This window comes from Methylotenera oryzisoli, assembly GCF_004661485.1.
Lineage (GTDB): Bacteria > Pseudomonadota > Gammaproteobacteria > Burkholderiales > Methylophilaceae > Methylotenera > Methylotenera oryzisoli.
Genome location: NZ_PQVH01000011.1, coordinates 17,167 through 38,308, shown reverse-complemented (window position 1 = coordinate 38,308; position 21,142 = coordinate 17,167). Strand labels below are relative to the sequence as shown.

Annotated in this window: 22 protein-coding genes; 13 read left to right on the top strand and 9 right to left on the bottom strand. The window is 44.9% G+C overall.

The window, feature by feature from the left end:
* Positions 1 to 10 precede the first annotated feature (10 nt).
* The 4 genes from ribD to C3Y98_RS08880 all read left to right on the top strand — a co-directional run bounded on the left by ribD (position 11) and on the right by C3Y98_RS08880 (position 4,105).
* Positions 11 to 1,129 carry a bifunctional diaminohydroxyphosphoribosylaminopyrimidine deaminase/5-amino-6-(5-phosphoribosylamino)uracil reductase RibD gene (ribD, locus tag C3Y98_RS08895; protein WP_245234349.1) on the top strand — a complete coding sequence of 373 codons (1,119 nt, stop codon included), beginning with the start codon at positions 11 to 13 and terminating at the stop codon, positions 1,127 to 1,129.
* A gap of 129 nt (positions 1,130 to 1,258) precedes the next feature.
* On the top strand, positions 1,259 to 2,071 hold the full coding sequence (locus tag C3Y98_RS08890; RefSeq protein WP_135278249.1) for a TatD family hydrolase: 813 nt from the start codon (positions 1,259 to 1,261) through the stop codon (positions 2,069 to 2,071).
* A gap of 254 nt (positions 2,072 to 2,325) precedes the next feature.
* A complete protein-coding gene (gene mtnA, locus C3Y98_RS08885) occupies positions 2,326 to 3,420 on the top strand; it encodes an S-methyl-5-thioribose-1-phosphate isomerase (protein WP_135278248.1) in 1,095 nt (364 codons plus the stop codon).
* 16 nt (positions 3,421 to 3,436) lie between these two features.
* Positions 3,437 to 4,105: a class II aldolase/adducin family protein gene (locus C3Y98_RS08880; protein ID WP_135278247.1), complete on the top strand. Its 669-nt coding sequence runs from the start codon at positions 3,437 to 3,439 to the stop codon at positions 4,103 to 4,105.
* A 40-nt stretch (positions 4,106 to 4,145) separates the two neighbouring features.
* On the opposite strand, the gene C3Y98_RS08875 is transcribed toward C3Y98_RS08880, so the two are convergent.
* Positions 4,146 to 4,271 (bottom strand): DUF3149 domain-containing protein, encoded by a 126-nt coding sequence (locus C3Y98_RS08875; RefSeq protein ID WP_015832492.1) that lies wholly within the window; start codon positions 4,269 to 4,271, stop codon positions 4,146 to 4,148.
* Between the two features lie 263 nt (positions 4,272 to 4,534).
* On the opposite strand from C3Y98_RS08875, the gene C3Y98_RS08870 reads away from it, so the two are divergent.
* From C3Y98_RS08870 to ftsB, 4 genes are all read left to right on the top strand, one after another.
* Positions 4,535 to 6,160, top strand: coding sequence for a CTP synthase (locus tag C3Y98_RS08870; protein ID WP_135278246.1), 1,626 nt, complete (start codon positions 4,535 to 4,537; stop codon positions 6,158 to 6,160).
* A 116-nt stretch (positions 6,161 to 6,276) separates the two neighbouring features.
* Positions 6,277 to 7,116 carry a 3-deoxy-8-phosphooctulonate synthase gene (gene kdsA / locus C3Y98_RS08865; protein WP_135278245.1) on the top strand — a complete coding sequence of 280 codons (840 nt, stop codon included), beginning with the start codon at positions 6,277 to 6,279 and terminating at the stop codon, positions 7,114 to 7,116.
* A 114-nt stretch (positions 7,117 to 7,230) separates the two neighbouring features.
* Positions 7,231 to 8,517, top strand: a complete 1,287-nt coding sequence (gene eno, locus C3Y98_RS08860; protein ID WP_135278244.1) for a phosphopyruvate hydratase — start codon at positions 7,231 to 7,233, stop codon at positions 8,515 to 8,517.
* Positions 8,518 to 8,544: 27 nt separating this feature from the next.
* Positions 8,545 to 8,874: a cell division protein FtsB gene (gene ftsB, locus C3Y98_RS08855; protein WP_135278243.1), complete on the top strand. Its 330-nt coding sequence runs from the start codon at positions 8,545 to 8,547 to the stop codon at positions 8,872 to 8,874.
* A gap of 182 nt (positions 8,875 to 9,056) precedes the next feature.
* On the opposite strand, the gene ygfZ is transcribed toward ftsB, so the two are convergent.
* Positions 9,057 to 10,061: a CAF17-like 4Fe-4S cluster assembly/insertion protein YgfZ gene (gene ygfZ / locus C3Y98_RS08850; RefSeq protein WP_135278242.1), complete on the bottom strand. Its 1,005-nt coding sequence runs from the start codon at positions 10,059 to 10,061 to the stop codon at positions 9,057 to 9,059.
* Positions 10,062 to 10,125: 64 nt separating this feature from the next.
* Between ygfZ and C3Y98_RS08845 the strand changes: the two genes are divergently transcribed.
* Positions 10,126 to 10,581 (top strand): protein YgfX, encoded by a 456-nt coding sequence (locus C3Y98_RS08845; RefSeq protein ID WP_342447871.1) that lies wholly within the window; start codon positions 10,126 to 10,128, stop codon positions 10,579 to 10,581.
* 40 nt (positions 10,582 to 10,621) lie between these two features.
* On the opposite strand, the gene C3Y98_RS08840 is transcribed toward C3Y98_RS08845, so the two are convergent.
* The 6 genes from C3Y98_RS08840 to C3Y98_RS08815 form a co-directional block, all read right to left on the bottom strand.
* Positions 10,622 to 11,611, bottom strand: coding sequence for a VWA domain-containing protein (locus tag C3Y98_RS08840; RefSeq protein WP_135278240.1), 990 nt, complete (start codon positions 11,609 to 11,611; stop codon positions 10,622 to 10,624).
* Positions 11,612 to 11,649: 38 nt separating this feature from the next.
* Positions 11,650 to 12,243 (bottom strand): hypothetical protein, encoded by a 594-nt coding sequence (locus C3Y98_RS08835; RefSeq protein ID WP_135278239.1) that lies wholly within the window; start codon positions 12,241 to 12,243, stop codon positions 11,650 to 11,652.
* Positions 12,234 to 13,223 (bottom strand): vWA domain-containing protein, encoded by a 990-nt coding sequence (locus tag C3Y98_RS08830; RefSeq protein ID WP_135278238.1) that lies wholly within the window; start codon positions 13,221 to 13,223, stop codon positions 12,234 to 12,236. Before C3Y98_RS08830 ends, C3Y98_RS08835 begins: the two co-directional genes overlap by 10 nt.
* Before the next feature lie 2 nt (positions 13,224 to 13,225).
* Positions 13,226 to 14,218: a hypothetical protein gene (locus tag C3Y98_RS08825; RefSeq protein ID WP_135278237.1), complete on the bottom strand. Its 993-nt coding sequence runs from the start codon at positions 14,216 to 14,218 to the stop codon at positions 13,226 to 13,228.
* A gap of 18 nt (positions 14,219 to 14,236) precedes the next feature.
* Positions 14,237 to 15,097 (bottom strand): DUF58 domain-containing protein, encoded by an 861-nt coding sequence (locus C3Y98_RS08820; RefSeq protein WP_135278236.1) that lies wholly within the window; start codon positions 15,095 to 15,097, stop codon positions 14,237 to 14,239.
* Between the two features lie 273 nt (positions 15,098 to 15,370).
* Positions 15,371 to 16,387 carry an AAA family ATPase gene (locus tag C3Y98_RS08815; protein ID WP_135278235.1) on the bottom strand — a complete coding sequence of 339 codons (1,017 nt, stop codon included), beginning with the start codon at positions 16,385 to 16,387 and terminating at the stop codon, positions 15,371 to 15,373.
* Between the two features lie 285 nt (positions 16,388 to 16,672).
* Between C3Y98_RS08815 and fabA the strand changes: the two genes are divergently transcribed.
* The 3 genes from fabA to C3Y98_RS08800 all read left to right on the top strand — a co-directional run bounded on the left by fabA (position 16,673) and on the right by C3Y98_RS08800 (position 19,144).
* Positions 16,673 to 17,188, top strand: coding sequence for a 3-hydroxyacyl-[acyl-carrier-protein] dehydratase FabA (gene fabA, locus C3Y98_RS08810; protein WP_015832479.1), 516 nt, complete (start codon positions 16,673 to 16,675; stop codon positions 17,186 to 17,188).
* Between the two features lie 145 nt (positions 17,189 to 17,333).
* Positions 17,334 to 18,566 (top strand): beta-ketoacyl-ACP synthase I, encoded by a 1,233-nt coding sequence (gene fabB, locus C3Y98_RS08805; RefSeq protein ID WP_135278234.1) that lies wholly within the window; start codon positions 17,334 to 17,336, stop codon positions 18,564 to 18,566.
* Positions 18,567 to 18,598: 32 nt separating this feature from the next.
* The gene (locus C3Y98_RS08800; protein WP_135278233.1) at positions 18,599 to 19,144 is read left to right on the top strand and encodes a DUF1439 domain-containing protein; all 546 of its coding nucleotides are present in this window, start codon (positions 18,599 to 18,601) and stop codon (positions 19,142 to 19,144) included.
* A gap of 106 nt (positions 19,145 to 19,250) precedes the next feature.
* Here the strand turns inward: C3Y98_RS08800 and C3Y98_RS08795 are convergent, their stop codons facing one another.
* Positions 19,251 to 20,357, bottom strand: coding sequence for an NADH:flavin oxidoreductase/NADH oxidase (locus C3Y98_RS08795; RefSeq protein ID WP_135278232.1), 1,107 nt, complete (start codon positions 20,355 to 20,357; stop codon positions 19,251 to 19,253).
* Between the two features lie 93 nt (positions 20,358 to 20,450).
* Here C3Y98_RS08795 and C3Y98_RS08790 point away from each other — a divergent pair, with 93 nt between their 5' ends.
* Positions 20,451 to 20,762, top strand: a complete 312-nt coding sequence (locus C3Y98_RS08790) for an ArsR/SmtB family transcription factor (protein WP_135278231.1) — start codon at positions 20,451 to 20,453, stop codon at positions 20,760 to 20,762.
* Positions 20,763 to 21,142 lie beyond the last annotated feature (380 nt).

Genomic DNA, 21,142 nt, shown 5'->3' with positions numbered 1-21,142 from the left:
TTCAACGTTTTTGTCTACATTATCCACATCTGATTACACCTATATGAACCTTGCACTGCGTTTAGCGGCGCAAGGTTTGTACACTACGCAACCTAACCCTAGAGTAGGTTGTGTCATCGTTCGCGATCATCAAATTGTAGGGCAAGGTGCCCATCTTAAAGCAGGTGAGCCACATGCGGAAGTGTTTGCACTGCGGCAGGCAGGTGCGCTAACAGAAGGCGCCGATGTTTATGTGACATTGGAGCCTTGTAGCCATTTTGGTAAAACACCACCCTGCGTGCAAGCGGTAATTGCAGCAAAACCCAAACGTGTGATTATTGCGATGCAGGATCCTAACCCACTCGTGGCCGGCCGTGGAGTGGCTGCTCTGCGTGCGCAGGGCATAGAGGTTGTGGTCGGTTTGTTGGAGCAAGAGGCCGCCGCACTTAATGCGGGCTTTATATCACGCATGACGCGTGGGTTACCCTATGTGCGCAGCAAAATTGCCGCGAGTTTAGATGGCCGTACTGCACTGAGTAATGGTAAAAGTCAGTGGATTACCGGTGCGGCTGCGCGGCAGGATGTGCAACATTGGCGTGCTCAGTCCTGTGTGATTTTGACTGGGATTGGCACTGTACTGGCAGATGACCCGAGCATGACAGTGCGCTTAACCGCAGACATGCGCCAACCTGTGCGCGTAATTGTTGATAGCCAGTTGCGATTACCTGTGGGCAGTAAAATATTAGAACCATCTATGTTGGCAAATAGTCCTGTAGTGGTGGCGTATGCCACAGATACGCAGCAGCGTGCCGCAGCCTTGGAGGCTAAAGGTGCTGAACTTGTCCACATTGCAAATCAAACGCAGCAGGTAGATTTGCCGCAGTTATTGCAGGTTTTAGCGCAGCGCGGTGTGAATGAGGTGCTGGTTGAGGCAGGGCAGGGGCTGAACGGTGCATTGTTGCATGCAGGACTAATCGATGAGTTTATATTTTATTATGCGCCTAAACTGATGGGGAGCGCCGCGCATGGCATGTTTGCCATGCCGGAATTCACTACTATGCAACAAGTGCCAGATTTGCAGGTGTTAGATGTGCGTCAGGTTGGCACTGATATCCGGGTGCGAGCCAAGCCTATTGCGCGCGCTATATAGTGCTGTCGTGTTGTATCATCAGTTCTCATTGCCGTGAACTAACCCCTATTGATGTATGGTCATAATGATTGCGCACTTAATATTGTGTACTTGGCATTATGTTAGCGCTTAAATAGAAATGGAATCATCATGCTGATTGATACCCACTGCCATCTTGATGCAACCGAGTTTGACGCTGACCGCGATCATGTCGTGCGTTCTGCATTTGCAAATGGGGTATCTGGCATTGTGGTGCCCGCTGTGGCGCGTTTTAACTTTGATGCTGTCATCAACCTTTGTCAGCATTACCAAAACTGCGTGTATGCGCTCGGTGTGCATCCCATGTATGTAGCGCGTTCTTCATTGGATGACCTGGAGTTACTGCGTACCTATGTACAAAATCACCAGCCTGTTGCTATCGGCGAAATTGGCTTGGATTACTTCTTAACTAATCCAAGCACTCACCCTGAAAACATCAAACTGCAAACCCATTTTTTTATTGAGCAGCTTAAAATTGCACAAGCGCATGATTTGCCGGTGATTTTGCATGTGCGCCATGCGATAGATGACATCTTGAAGCAGTTGCGCAAGCATAAAGTTAAAGGTGGAATAGCACATGCGTTTAACGGCAGCATGCAGCAGGCCGAGCAGCTGATTGCTTTAGGGTTTAAGTTGGGTTTTGGTGGAGCAATGACTTATCCACGTGCGTTGCGGATTCGCGCATTGGCGACGCAACTGCCCTTGGAGGCGATAGTGCTGGAAACTGATGCCCCAGATATTCCACCAGAATGGTTAGGAACAGCTGGCAGAAACAGTCCGGCGGAGGTGTTAAAAATTGCACAGGTTTTAGCAGATTTAAGGCAGGTTGATGTGGCTCAAGTGCTTGATATTACTGGTGCCAACGCCATAAAAATCATGCCAAAATTAGCTGACTTATGCACACCAGTTAATGCACTACATTAAGAAAGCCAAAAAAACGTTAACAATCAATGGGTGTTTTGTAAGTTGTTGATTTTTATAAGTTAAATAATAGATTAAAAAATAAGCGATTTAAAAAAAACCTTATAAATTGGTATGTTACGTTTTTAAGTCACAACAATTCACAAAGTTATCCACAGATATTGTGGAGAGTATTTGAAGTTCTTGGGAACTTTTTAGAAGTCAATATTTATATTTAATTATTTTTATAAAAAAGCGTGTAAACCGCTGGAATATTTATGCTAGTCAATCACGAGCAATACCGTACTATTTGGCCTAATTTTGAGCATGCACAACCGTGCGTGGAAATTATTGACCAGACCAAGCTGCCTCACGTTTTTGAAGTGGCTAGCCTAACAACCTTGGCACAAATGATTGTCGCCATTAAAACTATGCAGGTGCGTGGTGCGCCTTTAATTGGCGCTGCGGCGGCCTATGGTATTGCACTTTCAACTTTAGACAGCTGTGCTGATCGACACTTGCAGCAGTCTGCAGAGCAATTGATTGCGAGTCGCCCAACGGCGGTGAATTTAAGGTGGGCGGTGCAGCGCATGTTGAGTGCTTTGTTAAGGTTGCCAGACGCGCAGCGCCAATCTGCAGCATGGGCAGAGGCTGCGCTGATTTGCGATGAAGATGTACAGCTTAATCAGGCAATTGGTAAGCATGGCCTGACTTTAATTCATGCACAACATCAGCAAAAAGCACGCACCATTAATATACTCACCCATTGCAACGCTGGTTGGCTGGCAACGGTTGATTTTGGTACGGCGTTAGCGCCAATTTATGCAGCGCATAATGCTGGCATTCATGTGCATGTGTGGGTGGGGGAGACGCGACCTCGTAACCAGGGTGCTAGTTTAACAGCGTGGGAGCTGGGTCAGCATGGTGTGCCGCACACAGTGATTAGTGATAATGCTGGCGGACATTTGATGCAGCAAGGGCAGGTGGATATGGTCATTGTGGGTGCCGACCGTGTCACAGCGGCTGGCGATGTGTGCAATAAAATCGGCACCTATTTAAAAGCATTAGCGGCGTTTGATAGTGTGGCGCTGGGGCATCATGTGCCTTTTTACGCGGCAGTGCCGTCGCCTACCATTGATTGGAACATAGAGGACGGCGTGAAGTCGATTGAGATTGAAGAGCGCGACGCTGAGGAGTTGTCTTGGATGAGCGGTAAGTTGAGCGACGGTACGATAGCGTCAGTCAATATCTTGCCGCATGGTACTCAGGTGGCAAACCCCGCCTTTGATGTAACGCCAGCAAGATTGGTGACTGGTATCATTACCGAGCGCGGGGTATTCACACCGCAGCAATTACGCACGATGCAAAGATAATGCTAAGGATATTGTGATGACGGATCAATTACAGTGCGCGCGTGAACAGCTGTTGGTGTTAAGCCAGCAGCTTTGTGCGTTGGGTTTGAACCGCGGTACTTCAGGTAACGCAAGTATCCGTGTACCTAATGCGCAAGGGCAGGTTGGCTTGTTAATCACCCCTTCGGGTATGGCGGTGGAGCATATGCGTCCTGCCGATATGGTGTGGATGGATTTTTTAGGTCATGCACAAGGTGAGCTGGCGCCCTCCAGTGAGTGGCGCTTTCATGTGGATATCTTGCGTGCAAAACCAGCAGTGAATGTGGTGATTCATACGCATAGCATGTTTGCGACCACGCTCAGTACCTTAAGGCGCGACATTCCGGCCTTTCACTACATGATTGCGGTGGCGGGTGGCGATAGCATCAGGTGTGCAGATTACGCTTTGTTTGGAAGCCAGCAATTATCAGATAACGCTTTGCTTGCATTGACGCATAGAACCGCCTGTTTGCTGTCGAATCACGGCATGATTGCGGTGGGTGCAACGGCAGAAAAAGCTTTGAGCGTTACGTTGGAGGTGGAAACCTTATGTGAGCAGTATTTAAGGGCGCTGCAAGTGGGGGAGCCGTACATTCTGACTGAGCAGGAAATGTCAGAAGTACATGAGAAGTTTAAGGGTTATGGCGCATGGGCCAATAACCCTTAATGAGCATCATGCTCAGGTGCTGAGCTTATGCTTGTCAGGCTTATTGTTCATTTTGTGGTTTGCCTGAGAAGAACAGGCGCAGGAAAAATGCCGCCATTAATAATACAAACACAATCACCCCTAAACTTAGTAAGCCTGTAAATGTGCCAAATAAATTTGCGTACATAGTCTCAATCTCCTCAATAAATATAATCACCTTGATTATTCCGTTGCTCATTCTATGCATGTGAGAATTTACTTGATTGATTTATATCAAGATTGCTTGAGTTTCTTGGCTTGTTATTGGCGTAACTCAAGATTGGATCTGAAATGCGGGGCAAAACTAAACCCAGTAAAATAAACGCAGAATTAAGAGTTTTTATTTGTAGGTGTTAGGGCTTTAAAGTAAAATAGGCTCCCGTCTGTAATAATAATTTAAGTGCCTTCTCCATGACCAAATATGTATTCGTAACCGGCGGTGTTGTTTCCTCTCTTGGTAAAGGCATCGCTGCCGCCAGCTTAGGCGCAATTTTAGAGTCACGTGGTATCAAAGTGACCATGCTCAAGCTAGACCCCTATATTAACGTTGACCCAGGTACCATGAGTCCATTCCAGCATGGTGAAGTGTTTGTCACTGATGACGGGGCTGAAACTGACTTGGACTTAGGTCACTATGAGCGCTTTATTAGTCAGCGCATGGGTAAACGCAATAACTTCACTACTGGCCAAATTTACGAGACCGTGATTAAAAAAGAGCGTCGCGGTGAGTATCTAGGCAAAACAGTGCAGGTGATCCCACACATTACCGACGAAATCAAAGCGCATGTAAAACGCGGTGCCGAAGGTGCTGACGTGGCGATTGTTGAAGTCGGCGGTACGGTAGGTGATATTGAGTCACTACCATTCTTGGAAGCAATCCGTCAGATGGGTTTCGAAGAAGGTAGAAACAATACTTGCTATATTCATTTAACCCTATTGCCTTGGATTCCAACCGCGGGTGAGTTAAAAACCAAACCTACACAGCACTCTGTAAAAGAGTTGCGTGAAATCGGTATTCAGCCTGATGTTTTACTCTGCCGTGCAGATCGTAATATTCCTGAAGATGAGCGCAGAAAAATCGCATTATTTACTAATGTGGCTTCAGAGGCTGTAATCAGCGCGATTGATGCAGATTCTATTTACAAAATTCCAGGCTTGCTACATGAGCAAAACCTAGACGGCATTATTTGCGATAAGTTAGATATTCAGGCTAAACCTGCTGACCTTGCAGAGTGGGAGCGTATTGCCACGGCATTGGCAAACCCTAAGCATCTAGTGAATGTCGCTTTTGTTGGTAAGTATGTCGATTTAACTGAGTCTTATAAATCACTGACAGAAGCATTAATCCACGCTGGTATTCACACTGAATCTAAAGTGAAAATTCACTATATGGATTCTGAAGACATCGAGCAAAAAGGCACGGCTGCGTTACAAGGCATGGATGCGATTTTAGTACCGGGCGGTTTTGGTGTGCGTGGTACAGAGGGCAAAATTGCAGCAATTCAATATGCACGTGAAAACAAAGTACCTTATTTAGGTATTTGTTTGGGTATGCAGTTGGCCGTGATTGAGTTTGCGCGCCATGTAGCAGGCTTAACTGATGCCAATAGTACTGAGTTTAATCCGCAGGCGCAACATAAATTGATTGGCCTGATTGATGAGTGGCAAGATGCATCAGGTAATATTGAAAAGCGTGATGAGAATTCAGATTTAGGCGGCACTATGCGTTTAGGTGCGCAAAGCTGTCCAATCGTGCCGAATACTTTGGCTGCGAGCATTTACGGGTCAGCCGTGAATGAGCGTCATCGTCATCGCTACGAGGTAAATAATCACTATGTGGATCAGCTAAAAGCGGCCGGTTTGGTGGTTTCTGCAAGAACGCCAACTGAAGACTTATGCGAAATGGTTGAATTGCCACAGAGCGTGCATCCTTGGTTTGTTGCCTGCCAGTTCCACCCAGAATTTACTTCTAACCCGCGTGCTGGCCATCCGTTGTTTACGGCTTACGTACAAGCGGCGCTGGACAATAAAAAGTAATCTGGAAGAAATAACCCAGCAATCAATACCGGTATAGATAAACGCAAAATGCATGGAGTTTACAGCTAGCGTTTATCTATAGCTGTTTTATCGCTAAATATTAAGGTGTTAATCGTATGAAATTATGTAACTTTGATGTGGGTCTTGAGCATCCACTATTTTTAATTGCTGGCCCATGCGTGATTGAATCACAGCAAATGGCGATTGATACTGCCGGTCAGCTAAAAGAAATCGCGACAGCGCTCAATATTCCATTTATTTATAAGTCTTCTTACGACAAAGCGAACCGTAGCTCTAATAAAACATTTCGTGGCTTTGGCATGGATGAAGGTTTAAAGATTTTAGACCACGTACGTAGCCAAATTGGTGTGCCAATCTTGACTGATGTGCATACAGAAGAGCAAGTGCCGCATGTAGCTGCTGTGGTCGACGTGTTGCAGACGCCGGCATTTTTATGCCGTCAAACTGACTTTATCACCGCCTGTGCACGTTCAGGTAAACCAGTGAATATCAAAAAAGGTCAATTCATGGCACCTGGCGATATGCGCAATGTGGTGCAAAAAGCCAAAGAAGCTAACGGCGGTGCAGATAATATTATGGTGTGCGAACGCGGCGCTTCATTTGGTTACAACACGCTGGTTTCAGATATGCGCGGATTGGCCATTATGCGTGAAACAGATTGCCCAGTGGTGTTTGATGCCACGCATTCTGTACAGCAGCCTGGTGGCCAAGGTGACAAGAGCGGTGGTCAGCGTGAGCATGTGCCAGTGTTGGCACGCGCCGCAGTTGCCAGTGGCATTGCTGGTGTTTTCATGGAAACCCATCCTGATCCTGCAAAGGCGCTATCTGATGGCCCTAATGCATGGCCACTGCACAAAATGAGAGATTTGTTAGAAGTGTTGGTAGATTTAGACCGATTAGTTAAAAAAGCAGGTTTTATTGAAAGTACGTTGTAAAAAATAATTAGGCTACTGCACACGTACCAAAAGGTGAATGATGCGTTTAATACGCTAATTAGGTGTGCGTCTGATTGATTGGTAGCCAAACGATTTAGAACTTAGGAGAAAGTAATGAGCGCAATTGTAGATATTATCGCCCGCGAAATTTTAGATTCACGCGGTAACCCAACTGTTGAAGCCGATGTATTACTTGAAAGTGGCGTGATTGGCCGTGCGGCTGTGCCTTCAGGTGCATCTACTGGTGCTAAAGAAGCGGTTGAGCTACGTGATGGCGATAAAAGCCGTTACTTAGGTAAAGGTGTGTTGCAAGCGGTTGAAAATGTAAACACTGAAATCACAGAAGCGATTATCGGTTTAGACGCTGAAGAGCAAAGTTTTATTGATAAAACTTTGATTGAATTAGATGGTACTGAAAACAAAGACCGCTTAGGTGCAAATGCAATTTTGGCAGTATCAATGGCTTGTGCACGTGCTGCTGCTGAAGAGTCAGGTCTACCACTTTACCGTTACCTTGGCGGTTCAGGCGCAATGCAATTACCAACGCCAATGATGAACATCATCAACGGTGGTGCACACGCTGACAATAGTGTGGATATGCAAGAGTTCATGATTATTCCAGCAGGTGTGCCATCATTCCGCGAAGCAATTCGTTGTGGTGCTGAAATATTCCATGCTTTGAAAAAGACTTTACATAAAAAAGGCCTTGCCACTACAGTAGGCGATGAAGGTGGTTTTGCACCGAATTTACCGTCTAACGAATCTGCGATCCAGTACATTCTGGAAGCGATTTCAGATGCAGGTTACGAGCCAGGCCGTGATGTTTACTTAGGTTTAGATTGTGCAAGTACTGAGTTCTATAAAGATGGTCGTTACCATTTGGAATCAGAAGGTTTGGCACTGACTTCAGGCCAGTTCACTGACTACTTAGCAACATGGTGTGATAAATACCCAATCATCAGCATTGAAGATGGTATGGCTGAGTTTGACTGGGAAGGTTGGGATATCCTAACTAAACGTTTAGGTAAAACAACGCAGTTGGTGGGTGACGATTTATTTGTGACCAACACCAAAATTCTGCGTGAAGGTATTCAACGTGGTGTTGCTAACTCTGTATTGATTAAAGTAAACCAAATCGGTACTTTGACTGAAACATTCCAAACCATTGAAATGGCTAAACGCGCTGGCTACACAGCAGTTGTTTCACATCGTTCAGGCGAAACAGAAGACAGCACGATTGCTGATATTGCGGTTGCTACCAATGCATTGCAAATCAAAACTGGCTCACTGTGCCGTTCAGAGCGTATTGCTAAGTACAACCAATTGTTACGTATTGAAGAAGAGTTGGGTGATGCAACTAGCTACGCTGGTAAGTCAGCTTTTTACCAATTATTTAAATAACGTTAAAGTGTGTTTGAATAGTTAAAATTGAAAGCCCTCACACTAATTTTTGTGATCTTGATTGCCTTGCTACAGTATCCACTGTGGCTAGGCAAAGGTAGCTGGTTACGTGTGTGGGACTTAAATCGTCAGGTTGCACTGCAACAGGAAAAAAATACCACTTTAAAAGCACGTAATGGCACGCTAGAGGCTGAAGTGCGAGATCTTAAGAGTGGGCAGGCGGCAATTGAAGAGCGTGCGCGTAGTGAGCTTGGTATGATTAAGCAGGATGAAGTATTTTATCAAGTGATAGACCAGGCGTTACCGCAAGCGTTGCCAACACCTCCAGTTAACCCATCTGCGACTACTGCTCCCTAAGCCTATCTTTTTAGGGGTAATTTATTACTGTCGCTCTAATTTAGGTTTGACCTAAGTCTAGGTTTACATTAAGCGCCAAGCGTTCAGATTCAAACGCTTAGCTTTCAGCTTTCAACCCAGAGTTCATATATAGAACACACCACTGAATCATCGAGGCATCTGTCTAGTGTTATAGGCAGTGGCTAAAGTGCGTAAGGTAGCGTTTGCAATGCCAACGCATACCCATTGGCCGATAGCTGGTTATTTTCTGGATTTTCCACGTTGATTTCGGCACATCTAATTTCAGCCAGCAAGTCATAGCCACCCTGTGGTGACGGTGCGCTACGCACGACTTTACCAACTGCTTCATTTGCTGCATTTAGAATATTCTCACCTGGCTGTGCCGCGTGATTTGAGTGCGTCAGGTAAGTGCGGCGCTTGATGCTACCAAGGTAGTGCGTGCGTGCAACAATCTCTTGACCAGTGTAGCAGCCTTTTTTGAAGTTGATACCGCCTAGCAAATCTAGGTTTAACATTTGGGGGATAAACTCTTCTTGAGTCTCAGCTTTTACATCTGGGATGCCGGCCTGAATTTCCAACCATTCCCAATGTGAAGCATCTGAGATTGTGGTCTGTGATGATAAGGCGCTCCAAATTGCTTGTGCTTGATCTATATTTGCCAAAATTTCAAAACGTGCATGAGTGCTGCTAGGTAATTTTAGTAGTGAGCCATTTTCTAGCGATACTAACTCGTAGTCATGTTGAGGGACTGTCGCAAATTGCGAGCTGAGTAGCGCCTGTGCATTCGGGCCACTTAAGCCAATTTTAATGATGTCATGGCTCAGATCCTGTACCTCTACCTTGCTACGCATTACATACATTTTTAGTCGCTTTGCTGTGGCTGCGATTAACTCTAGCGGCATTTGCAATTGGATGCGGTCTTGCTGTGAAAAGGCCAGAAATAGCGCAAGCATACGACCTTTAGGTGTGCAGTAGCCTGTGTAGTGTGCAGATTCCTTTAACAGCCTTACGTCGTTAGTGACTTGGCCTTGTAAAAAATTAAACGCATCTGCCCCGCTCAGTTGCAGCAGGCCTAAATGCGACAGGTCGCACATCACGGTTGCGCTATCTAACAATGGTTGAGTGCTACCCGCGTTTTTTGTGGGTGTTGAGGTTTGAATAAATTCCTGCCATTGTTGATTGCTCATGTTAACCTTTTGTATTATTGCTTAGTATCAATTAAATCTTTTAAAACAGATCGCTGATTATAACGTGAAGCCGATAACCCTGAATTTCAAGCCCTCATTTATTTTATGTGCACTATTATTGTGGATGACTGTGATGAGCAGTTGGCTAGTTTGCCTAGCGCCACTCTCATTCGTTATTCAGTGCTTGTCATTATTGCTGATTTGGTTAGTGGCTATTTATGTGATGGCGGGTGCTGGGTTGCATTTGTTGCCATGGTCGCCGGTCGCGTTGCATGTGAATGCAAAAAACCAGCTCAATATCACTAGAAAAGACGGCCAGAGCTTAAGTGATTTGTCATTAAACGGTGACAGTATCGTTACTCCCTGGCTAACCATCTTGCAGTTTAGGCCTAAAGACGCTATCTATTGGCAGCGCCTGCTAAACCACTCGGTATTAATTTTGCCAGACAGTACAGATGCTCAGAGCTTTAGGCAGCTTAGAGTGTGGATGCTTTGGGGGCAGCGCGACAAAGTGCGTTAATGGGTTTCACGTAGCATTGCCGACAGAGTCATCGTGCATCTTATTTAACTGGGCGTCGACGGCTTACTAAAGTTCGCCACTGTGTTTTTAGTTCATGTAGCGGGTGTTTAGGCAGGTAGGCAAATATAAATAATACCCCAGCCAAGCTCGCTAAAATCCAACGGATTTCAAAATTAGCGTTGTCGCGGCGCGCTGGTTTTTGCTTTTTCATTGCGCTCAGAATAGCGCTCACACTGTCCGCACGCACGTACATGCCATTAATTTCTTTTGCCAAGTCTTTTAAGTAGGCCTCATCAAGTTTGGATAAATAGCGGTCGCCTTCGCCACTCGCTACGCTATCATTTCGGGTGCCTAAATTTGATTCTGAAATTTGGGCAATACCAGGTTGCATGGCAAAGCTTTCATTTGCCCAGTAACCGATGAGTTGGTTAAATTCATCAAATTTGGGGATAGGGGTGCCCTTGTCAGAACCTACCCCGACAAATAGCCAATCATCGCCACCTTGAAAAGAGGTCAGGTCCTGTCTATTAAAAATATGCAGCTTAGGCGCTTCTTCACCATCTGTAAAAAACACAACTTGGGCAGGTGCAGGGAACGAGCGTATGGTTTTAGCCAATACAGGCATGCTGGATCTAATTCTGCTATTACCTGACCAGCCATTACGCCAATCAAAATGGTCGATGGTGTCGTTGATCGCGTCAAAGTTCTCGCAAACTTCGATTGGTGTATAAAGCGCGGCTACACTGACGCCTGCAAATAAACCAATGCTGATATTGGTGCCGCATGGCAGTTCACTGACGAGTTTGTGCAATGTATCTTGCGTATAGACTAAGCGTGAAACTGGTTTTCCATTAATGGTTTTATCCACCACATTCATGCTTTGTGAGATATCCACGGCAAATAAGTAGCTGTAGATATTGCGCTTGATTGGAATCTTCGGATTAAACAATGCGATGACCAATAGTAAAAAAGCAGCGAGCAATAGAGCTACATCTTTGCGGTGACGTAAATAATTATAAATTGGATGCATAATGAATCAATCAGTCTCTCAGTTATTCAGCCTTAGCTTTAAGGTAAGCCTACCGGGATGTTGCCCATGATTAAGCCTGGTGAATCGCCTTCACCAGCCCCTGGTGTCGGGTTCTCTGGTAGCATAGTCAACAGACGGTCTAAATTATGCCTTGCTCTCCAGTTGCTATTGTCTTGCCTTAAAGAAAGCTGGTAAGCCTTTTTAGCTTGGTTGAGCAGGTATTCGGCTTCATCATGTACTGTCATGTTGGTGCCCGCGATTGCCAGCCCACGCCTGAAAAAGATATTGCCTAGGTTATATTGAATCGCTGCTTTTTGCTCTATGGTTGCGCCATTCAGCGCTTTATTAAAGAGCAGGGTAGACTCTTTGTAGCGTTCATTTTTTGCCAGCCAATAAGCAGTTGAGAATTTAGCTTCAAAGCTTTGCAAATCAGTTTTAGGCTGTTTGCCTGTGCTGATTGCAGTGTTAAATGCATCAATCTGCTGAATGCGATTAAAGTAGTAGATGCAAGCAGTGCTGGCTAGCAGTGCAATGATGATGAAGAGCCATGATAGGACTTTTACATTAAAAAAGTGTGTTAATTTTTTTAATGAAATAAAGTTGGCTATGGTTGTTTTAATAGCTAATGCCATGTCGTTACCTCTATTCTTTTAACGGCCAGTAATAGTGCAATCATGATTGTGGCAATCATAAAGCAAATGTTTGTGTACTCTCGCCCCGGAACTTTCTCAACGTATTTAATGGGCTTCTTCTCACGATTGTTAATATCATTCATGGCTAATTGCAGTGATTTAGGGTCTTCTGCCTCATAAGCTTTAAATGGTGTTTTAAATGTCTGGAAATACTCGTGCAGCTCAATTTGTGCAGGTAAGGGCTGGTCTTCCACCGGAACAAAGTTCGGGTCAAAAATACTGAGTCCGCCAGGCTGGCGTAACACTATCCAATATAAGCTAATGTTTAGGCGTTGAAACCAGTCCCGGATTTTTTGCTGTGTATCAGCATCTATCCGTCCGGCACCGTCTGAGAGCAGGATAACCGCACGTGAACCTGAGTCAGTGACTTTATCAAACAGTCCTGCGCTACTGGTTAAACCACTGCCAATATTGGTTTGAAATAGTGCGTTACCTGCGGTTGCCTGCACTGCTGCAATCACGGCTTTTTTATTTTCACTCAGTGGCAACACATACATGGCAGAGTTACTAAAGGTAATCATGCCAAACATATCCTGCTGACGTGACTTCACAAATTCAGTAATCAGTCTAGCTGCCGCGACGGACTTAGTTTCGCCGACCGTGGTGTTGCCATTATGGTCTGTAGTGCCAGAAAATGGATCATCCATACTGGCACTGCGATCTAATACCAGCGCGATTTGTGCGCCAACACCAATACGCTCCACTTTTTGCTCGGTGGTATGCGGTGCGGCTAAGCCTAATATAATAAAAATGAGTGTTAAGACTGCTAATATTTTTAAAATTAGACCAATCAGATTCGAGAGTGGATCTGCAGGGAGCATATCTACCCAAGAATAGTGCTTGGCATGCGCACGCTGTAATAGCAAAGGTAAAAGTGCTAAAGGGAGCAGCCATAATACCCATGGATGAGAAAAAGCCATGGTTAAACTCCAGCCCTGTTGGTGGTTGGAATTAAGCCGCGTTCGCAGTCACGGCATTGCTTGGTGAATTTCAATAGCCACAGTGTCGGGTTGCTACCTACGCTGTGCACTGCGCTGGGCTCAAAATACACTTGGCGAGATAATCCAAAGAACTGTGATATTTCATTTTTGATATGTAGGAAGTTCGGGTTGCTTGCGAGGAACTCATCTACATTGCCGTTAAAAACACTGACTTTCGCGGTCTGGTTAAAGGCATGATGTACTGCAGCCACTGCTTGTTTTAGGCCTTCATCGTTGTGTGGTAGTTTTTTAATTGCACGGTAAGTTTTAGCAAAGTTCCCCCCCATGCGCGGCAGCCATGCGTGCTTACCAAAAATGTAGAGTAATGCAAGCAGGCTCAATACCAGCGCACCAGCTGCAAGTTTCAGTCTGGTTTTTTCTTGATCATTCTTTAACAGTAAAGGCTCAAGAAACGTGCTCATATTGTTTTCTACTTTAACTTGGCCAAAAATTGCGATCGGTGAAACCGCAATATCCAGGCTAGGCACACGATATTTGACCAACTGTTTGCTATTTTTGGTGTTCACTAATTGCAAATACTCAGGGCCAAGTGCGGCATTTTTGGCAACAACGCTGTTGGTAAACACTTGGTAAGCAAGTTTAAGTTGGTGCGTGGCGTAATCTTTATGCTCTACTTTGCTATGCTGAATCTCTTTTAGCTCAATCCCAATCACTTTACCTTTGTAGCGCTTCTCGTAGCCAACAATCGGTAGCGAGGTCTCTACCAGTTTGTACGGTGCTTTGATGGTTAGTGTGACTTCTCTTTCAATCACATCCCCAACGGTATATCCAACCCGCTTAAAGGGGTCTACGGTACTAATGCTAACTATGCCTTCATCCACATCAGGCAGGTTTTGACTATCAAGTGCCAGTGCCTGAAGCGAGGTAATGCTTAGAATGGCGGCGAGTAATAGGTCTCTAAAATATTTTGTCATGATGATTTTTTAAGTGATTTAAGCGGCTACAAATTGATGAAAGTATTCTGTCAGCGAGTCTGCGTCAAACTCACCTTCTACATAAAAAGGCGGCATGTCGAAGCGCATAAAAAGCTCGTATATTTCATTGCGTCTACTTTCAAAGGACTGCACGATTTTTTCGCGTAACTCTTTGCGCAAAAATAAGGTGCGTTTTTCGCCAGTTTCCGCATCATCTACATTGACTAAGCCAAATTCTGGCAAGTTTCTATATTCTGCAGAGTCCCATAACACCATCGGTACAATATGATGGCGCAACAGGTTAGATAATGCACTCTCCAGCAAGCTGTTCGGCATGTGGAAGTCTGAAATCAAAAACACCAGTGAACGTTCGCGTGGCAGATAGCGGTAAACTTCTGTAATGCCATTGCAGTTTACCTGTGCTGGGTGGAAGTCTTTTAATGACTCTGCCATTGTAATTGCATGGTGAGACTTGAAAGAGGTTGTGCTAATCCAATCCTCACGTACTTTTTCATCAAAGCCGATAAAGCCAAACGGGTCATGATGCTCACTTGCGGATTGTGCAATTGACTCTGCTATTTCTGCGGCTAATTTGATTTTTCTTTTTTTTGCACCAAAGTTCATACTGCCCGATAAGTCACAGATAACATAAACTGGGGTGGCACTTTTCTGGTTAAACAAGCGAACATACACTTGCTCCAGCGGGTCGCGTATGGTTTGGCGAATATCGATACGACGCGGGTCTGGGTAAGACAGCAGGGTGGTGTGCCCACGAAACTCCATCCCCATGCCACGTTGCGTGCTGGCATGGCGACCAGGATGGCGACCGCGCGATCTCCAGCTAATGTGATAGTCAAAAGATTTAATATTTTCAATCATAAAAATCCAACATAAAAATCCAATAGGTGGGTTACTTTTAACACCATTCTTTACGGAAATATGAGCTGAGTATCTGCGCTGGAAAATGCAACGGTTGCGTTACTCATAACCTAGTTGTGCAACTTGTACTATTTAGGCTGCTGTATCCCGTGCATCTCGTGCTGCATCATGCTCATCGACTTATTTCGTCTTTCCCTTACTGACTTGATAACCCAGTCTTAAGATCTAGCAGGTTTGTTGTAACGGCAGTGTCACCTGCTAGATTGGCCGTAGTTATGGCGCAGCGACTGCGTTCACAATACCTGAGAGCATTTCACGCGCAATCTCAGTGCGGCGCATTTCATACACTGGGCTAAATACCAAGCGATGTGCAATAGTGGAGTGAAACACTGCATGAATGTCATCCGGCAGAACTGCATTTCGGTTGTTTAGCCACGCATTTACACGCGCTGCTCGCAGCATCATACTCATGCCGCGCGGGCTGGCGCCTGAAAGCACCAGACGGTTCATGTCTACGCCAGAAACCTTTACACCGTAATCCAGCGGGGCTTTAGTTGCTTTCCATAGGTTCAGGGCATATCTTTTCAGCGTGTCGCTGGCTTCAATGCTGTTTTGAATCACACTTGAAAATGCATTGAGCTCATCAAATTGCAGTACATCAGGTTTTACGGTATCGACCAGTGCATCTACATTATGGAATTTAGTGTCAAACACCAAAGCTTCCATGATGGCATCATCGTTTGGCACCACAATTGGAATTTCCATCATAAAGCGATCACGTGCTGCGGACGGAATCTCAAAAGTTTCTTCTTTTTCCACTTGGTTACGGTCAGCAAACACAATCATGTGTGGAAAGTAATGTTCGGTATTGAAGGCGGACAGGCTACGCTCAGCCATCACGCGCAGTAATAATGAGTGAACCTGCGGACGCGCACGGTTGATTTCATTAAAGAAGAATACAGATAGATTCTCGCCAGACATCAGCAATGGGCCTGGGCTCACATGCGGTTTGCCATCTTCACCCAGGTAAGTATGGTAAACCAAGTCGTTAGGCATTAAGTCAATGGTGCCTTCAATCCGCTGGTAGCCACCGCCAATGCCGCGTGTAAAAGCACGTAGCAGTGTGGTTTTACCTACACCCACGTCACCTTCAAGCAATACGTGACCACGGGCAAAAATTGAAGTGGTAATTAGTCTAATTGGCGTTTGTTGGCCAACCACAACTTTATTGACTTCAGACTCTAAGGTAAGCGCATGGTTGCGCCAATCAGCTAGTTGAACATCACTCATTGAGAATTCCTGTATTTTTTGAAATGGTTGTAATAGAACTTAAACACATGGTAAACGTTTTTATCGAAGGGGTAAACAGATCTGTATACCCCTTTATTAAAATATATCCTAAATATGAAATGAAAACGTTAAAAAGTGAATAAAAGTAGCAATAAAAAGTGAATATCGCTTTCGTAAAAATGGTTTTCCAGCGAAAATAGCGAAAGTTAGATCAAGTGCCTTGATTATTCATCGCTTGATTGGGTTCAAATAGACGTTTAAAAACTCATTTACAAAGTCAAAATTATGCAAAGACAAAATAGTTTCACAAAAGAAGAATTACTCAAATGTGGTCGCGGTGAAATGTTTGGTGAGGGCAATGCGCAATTGCCTTTGCCGCCAATGTTGATGTTTGATCGTATCGTTTCTATTACTGAAGAGGGTGGTAAATATGGCAATGGTCAAATCATTGCTGAGCTGGATATCACGCCTAATTTATGGTTTTTTGATTGCCATTTTACTGGTGACCCAGTGATGCCAGGCTGTTTAGGTTTGGATGCGATGTGGCAACTTGTGGGCTTTTATCTAGGATGGATGGGTGGTCCTGGCCGTGGTCGTGCATTAGGTGCAGGTGAGGTTAAGTTCACAGGTCAAGTACTGCCAACTGCTAAAAAAGCAACTTATACCATTGATTTAAAACGCGTTATTATGCGTAAACTGGTCATGGGGATTGCTGATGCTACTATGCAGATTGATGGCCGCGAGATTTATGTTGCAACAGACTTACGCGTTGGTTTGTTTACGCGTACAGATAACTTTTAACCTTTTAGTTACAATCAGTTAAAATATATTCAATTAAAATTTATGAAATACGGAGTAATCGTGCAAGCGCAGCAATTCGATTGCGTAGCCGCCGCATACTCCTGCTTCCTTTGGTAACTTTTTATTTTTATAGGAGTACACGATAATGCGTCGTGTCGTCATTACTGGAATGGGGATTGTTTCCAGTCTAGGGAACAATAAAGCTGAAGTTTTGGATAGCCTGCGTCATGGCAGATCTGGCATCACTCATCAACCTGAATACGCTGAGCGTGGGTTACGTTCGCATGTAGCAGGCTCAATTAAAAATCTTGATATCGAGTCGTTGATTGACCGCAAGCTATTGCGCTTTATGGGCAAAGGCCATGCTTATGCATGGTTAGCACTGCAAGAAGCGATTGCTGATGCTAGCTTAGGCGAAGACCTTGTTTCTAATGTACGTACTGGCATTATTGTCGGTGGTGGTGGTCCATCAACTGACAGTATCGAACAAAGCAATGCCGTTTTAGCTGAAAAAGGCATCCGCCGCGTAGGCCCTTATATGGTGACTAAAGCCATGTGTAGCGGCATTGTGGCAACCTTAGCAACTGGTGCAAAAATTAAAGGCGTGAATTATGGTATTAGTTCCGCCTGTTCTACTAGTGCGCATTGTATTGGTGCTGGTGCTGAGCAAATTCAGTTAGGCAAACAAGACATCGTTTTTGCAGGCGGTGGTGAAGAAGAGCATTGGACTTTGTCTTATTTGTTTGATGCTATGGGTGCAATGTCTAGTAAATACAACGATACCCCAGAAAAAGCTTCAAGAACTTATGATGCAAACCGTGATGGTTTCGTGATTTCTGGTGGCGGTGGCATCTTAGTGCTAGAAGAGTATGAGCATGCTAAAGCACGCGGTGCAAAAATCTACGCAGAAGTCGTTGGTTATGGTGCAACTTCAGATGGTTACGATATGGTGGCGCCTTCAGGCGAGGGCGCAGTGCGCTGTATGCGTTTGGCGTTAGAAGGCGTAGAAGGCCCAGTTGACTATATCAATACCCACGGTACAAGCACCCCGGTTGGCGATACAAAAGAGCTGGAAGCGATTCGTGAAGTGTTCGGTGAAAGTGGTTTAAACCAAAGCCCTGCTATTGCTTCAACTAAATCATTGTCTGGCCATGCCTTAGGTGCTGCTGGTGTAAATGAGGCGATTTATACGTTGCTAATGATGGAAAATAACTTTATTGCAGCTTCAGCCAATATCGAAACCTTAGATCCGGCAGCTGAGGGTTTGAACATCGTTCGTACGCCGATTGAAAACGTAAAAATTGAAACAGCACTATCTAACAGTTTTGGTTTTGGTGGCACTAATGCGACACTGACGTTGTCTACGAAAAATCTGTAATGGATTTTTAGTTGTTATTTGGATGAGGAAGTATGGGTTTCAAAGCTAAATTCTTAGGTCTCATATTTCCTTTTCTCCTATTTGGTTGTGCAGGTTTCTCCAATCACACCGTTTATATCTCCGAGCAGCAAATCCAATCCAAGCTGAATGAAAAGCTAGTGATTCCTATCTCATTGCTTAAAGTGTTTGATCTTAGTTTAAGCAATGCCAATGTGAAGTTTGACCATGCGACAGGCAGGATGCATACAAAATTTGACACGCAATTATTGAATCAACTCAACGGCAAAAAGATGGCAGGCAAGCTTGCTATATCAGGCAATCTACAATTGGATTCCACCACAAATTCAGTGACTCTGAACGAGGTTGCGGTGGATGATTTTGTGATTGATGGTGTAGAGTCAAAGTATAGCGATGCCATGGGTGGTGTAGCAAAGATGCTTGGCAGTCAGCTTTTGAATGGCCTTAATCTTTACACGGTTAAGTCAGATTCGCTCAAAGTGGGTACTACGCAATATTATCCAAAAGAGATGAAAGTAACAGATCGCGGCCTAGAGATTACCTTAAGCCCGACTCCGTAAGTGGTGTGCTGATAGTGGATATTCACCTCAGCACAACTTTCAGTATATAGGGTAGTCAACACTTGATTGGGCGCAACCTCTGATTGCACCCAATCCAGTTTCTTGCTTACTCTGCAGTTGGGCTTCTGTATCTAGATAGCCAATGTGCATATGGAGGAGGCAGAACCCAAGCAGGTTGTTCCATACCTAGTTCTTTTGCCGCTTGATATGACCAGTTTGGGTTTTCCAAGTGAGCGCGTCCTATCATCACTAAATCCAGCTGCTCATTGCGCACTGCTTGATCAGCAATTTTAGGTGCACCAAACCCCCATGCGGATGAAACCGGCAATTGCGTTTCATTGCGGACACGCTCAGCAACTGGTGCCAGAAATGCAGGACCCCACGGGATGTTGGTTTCTGGAATGGTAAACCCTACACTGACACTCAGCATATCCAGCCCAATCTGCTTCCACTCGTTCACTAATCGGATAGATTCGTTCAGCGTCTCTTCATCTTTATTATCATATTCCAAAACACCAAATCTAGCGGTGAGTGGCAAATGCTCTGGCCAAACCTCTCTTACCGCTGAGATCATCTCATTGCTGAATCTGGCTCGGTTCTCATAACTGCCTCCATACTCATCTGTTCTCTGATTTGAGTGTGGCGAGAAAAAGCTTTGCCCCATATAGCCGTGTGCAAGATGCAATTCTAGCCATTCAAACCCTGCATCGCGCGCGCGTTCTGCTGCTAGAACAAAGTCATTTTGTACGCGTTTGATATCGGCGACTGTCATTTCAGACGGGACGCGTGCAAGATCGCCGCCGAATGCTAGAGCGGATGGGGCGATGGTTGGCCATGCATCTGGATTGTCAGCGGGGATATGGTCGTCACCTTCCCATGGAATATTGGCGCTGGCTTTACGCCCTGCGTGCGCAATCTGAATGCCTGGAATAGCGCCGGCCGCCTTGATTGCTGAGGCGATTTCGCGCAGTTGCTCAGCTTGCTCATCATTCCAAATGCCTAGGCAATGCGGGGTGATACGCCCCTCGGGTGCTACAGCGGTTGCTTCTACTATCACCAGAGCACTACCGCCACGCGCCAAGCTAGCATAGTGCACTTTGTGCCAATCGTTAGCTAATCCATTATCTGCCATGTATTGACACATAGGCGGTATGGCGATTCTGTTCTTTAACGTCACACCTTTTAGTTGGTAAGGTGAAAATAAATTATTCATGATTATCCTTAAGTTGAAATTCAATAATTAATACTATTGTTCGAATATAATAGAACTATAGAATATTGTAAAGAGATGTGTTAAATTAATCCCATGCGACAAATCAAACACCCTACGATAGAGCAGGTCGAATTAACGGACATTATGTATGCTCTGGCTGATCCCACACGCCTGGAAATTGTTATCCTGCTTGCGCAGGCAGGTAAAAAACTAACGTGCGGGGAAATTAATCTGAATCGCCCTAAATCCAGCATGTCGCATCACTTCAAAATTCTTCGTAGCGCAGGTCTGGTTGAGACCTTGATTGAGGGGACTGAGCACATGAACTCCTTACGGCTTGAAGAAGTGGAAAGCAAGTTCCCAGGGGTATTGAGCGCAGTTTTGAAAGCGGCCACAAAAGACTAATTGTTTCGCTAAGATACCTTGTTTGCATAGCTTACTAGCTCGCAGCTCATCAAGTTACCGTTCATATTAAGAGACGCAGTTAGCTGCCCAGCTATCGAATAGTACGGTGCATAAGCGTTGTAACAAGAAAGTGGTACCCCCAGTTACTTTACCTCCAATATTTCATTTTCGTGGGCATTTTCTGCTTATGAGGCTGATTGTATTTTTGGCTTATTCCTGATTCAAGTGTCATGTCTAAGGTCGCCGCTTAACTCAAGCGTTGGTCACCTGTCCTACTTAAATATTATGGCGACCTAGTTAAAGGTAAACCAATTTAAATTTAGTATTGCTTTGTAATAATAATGATTCTCATTTACAATATGAGAATAAATCTTATTATC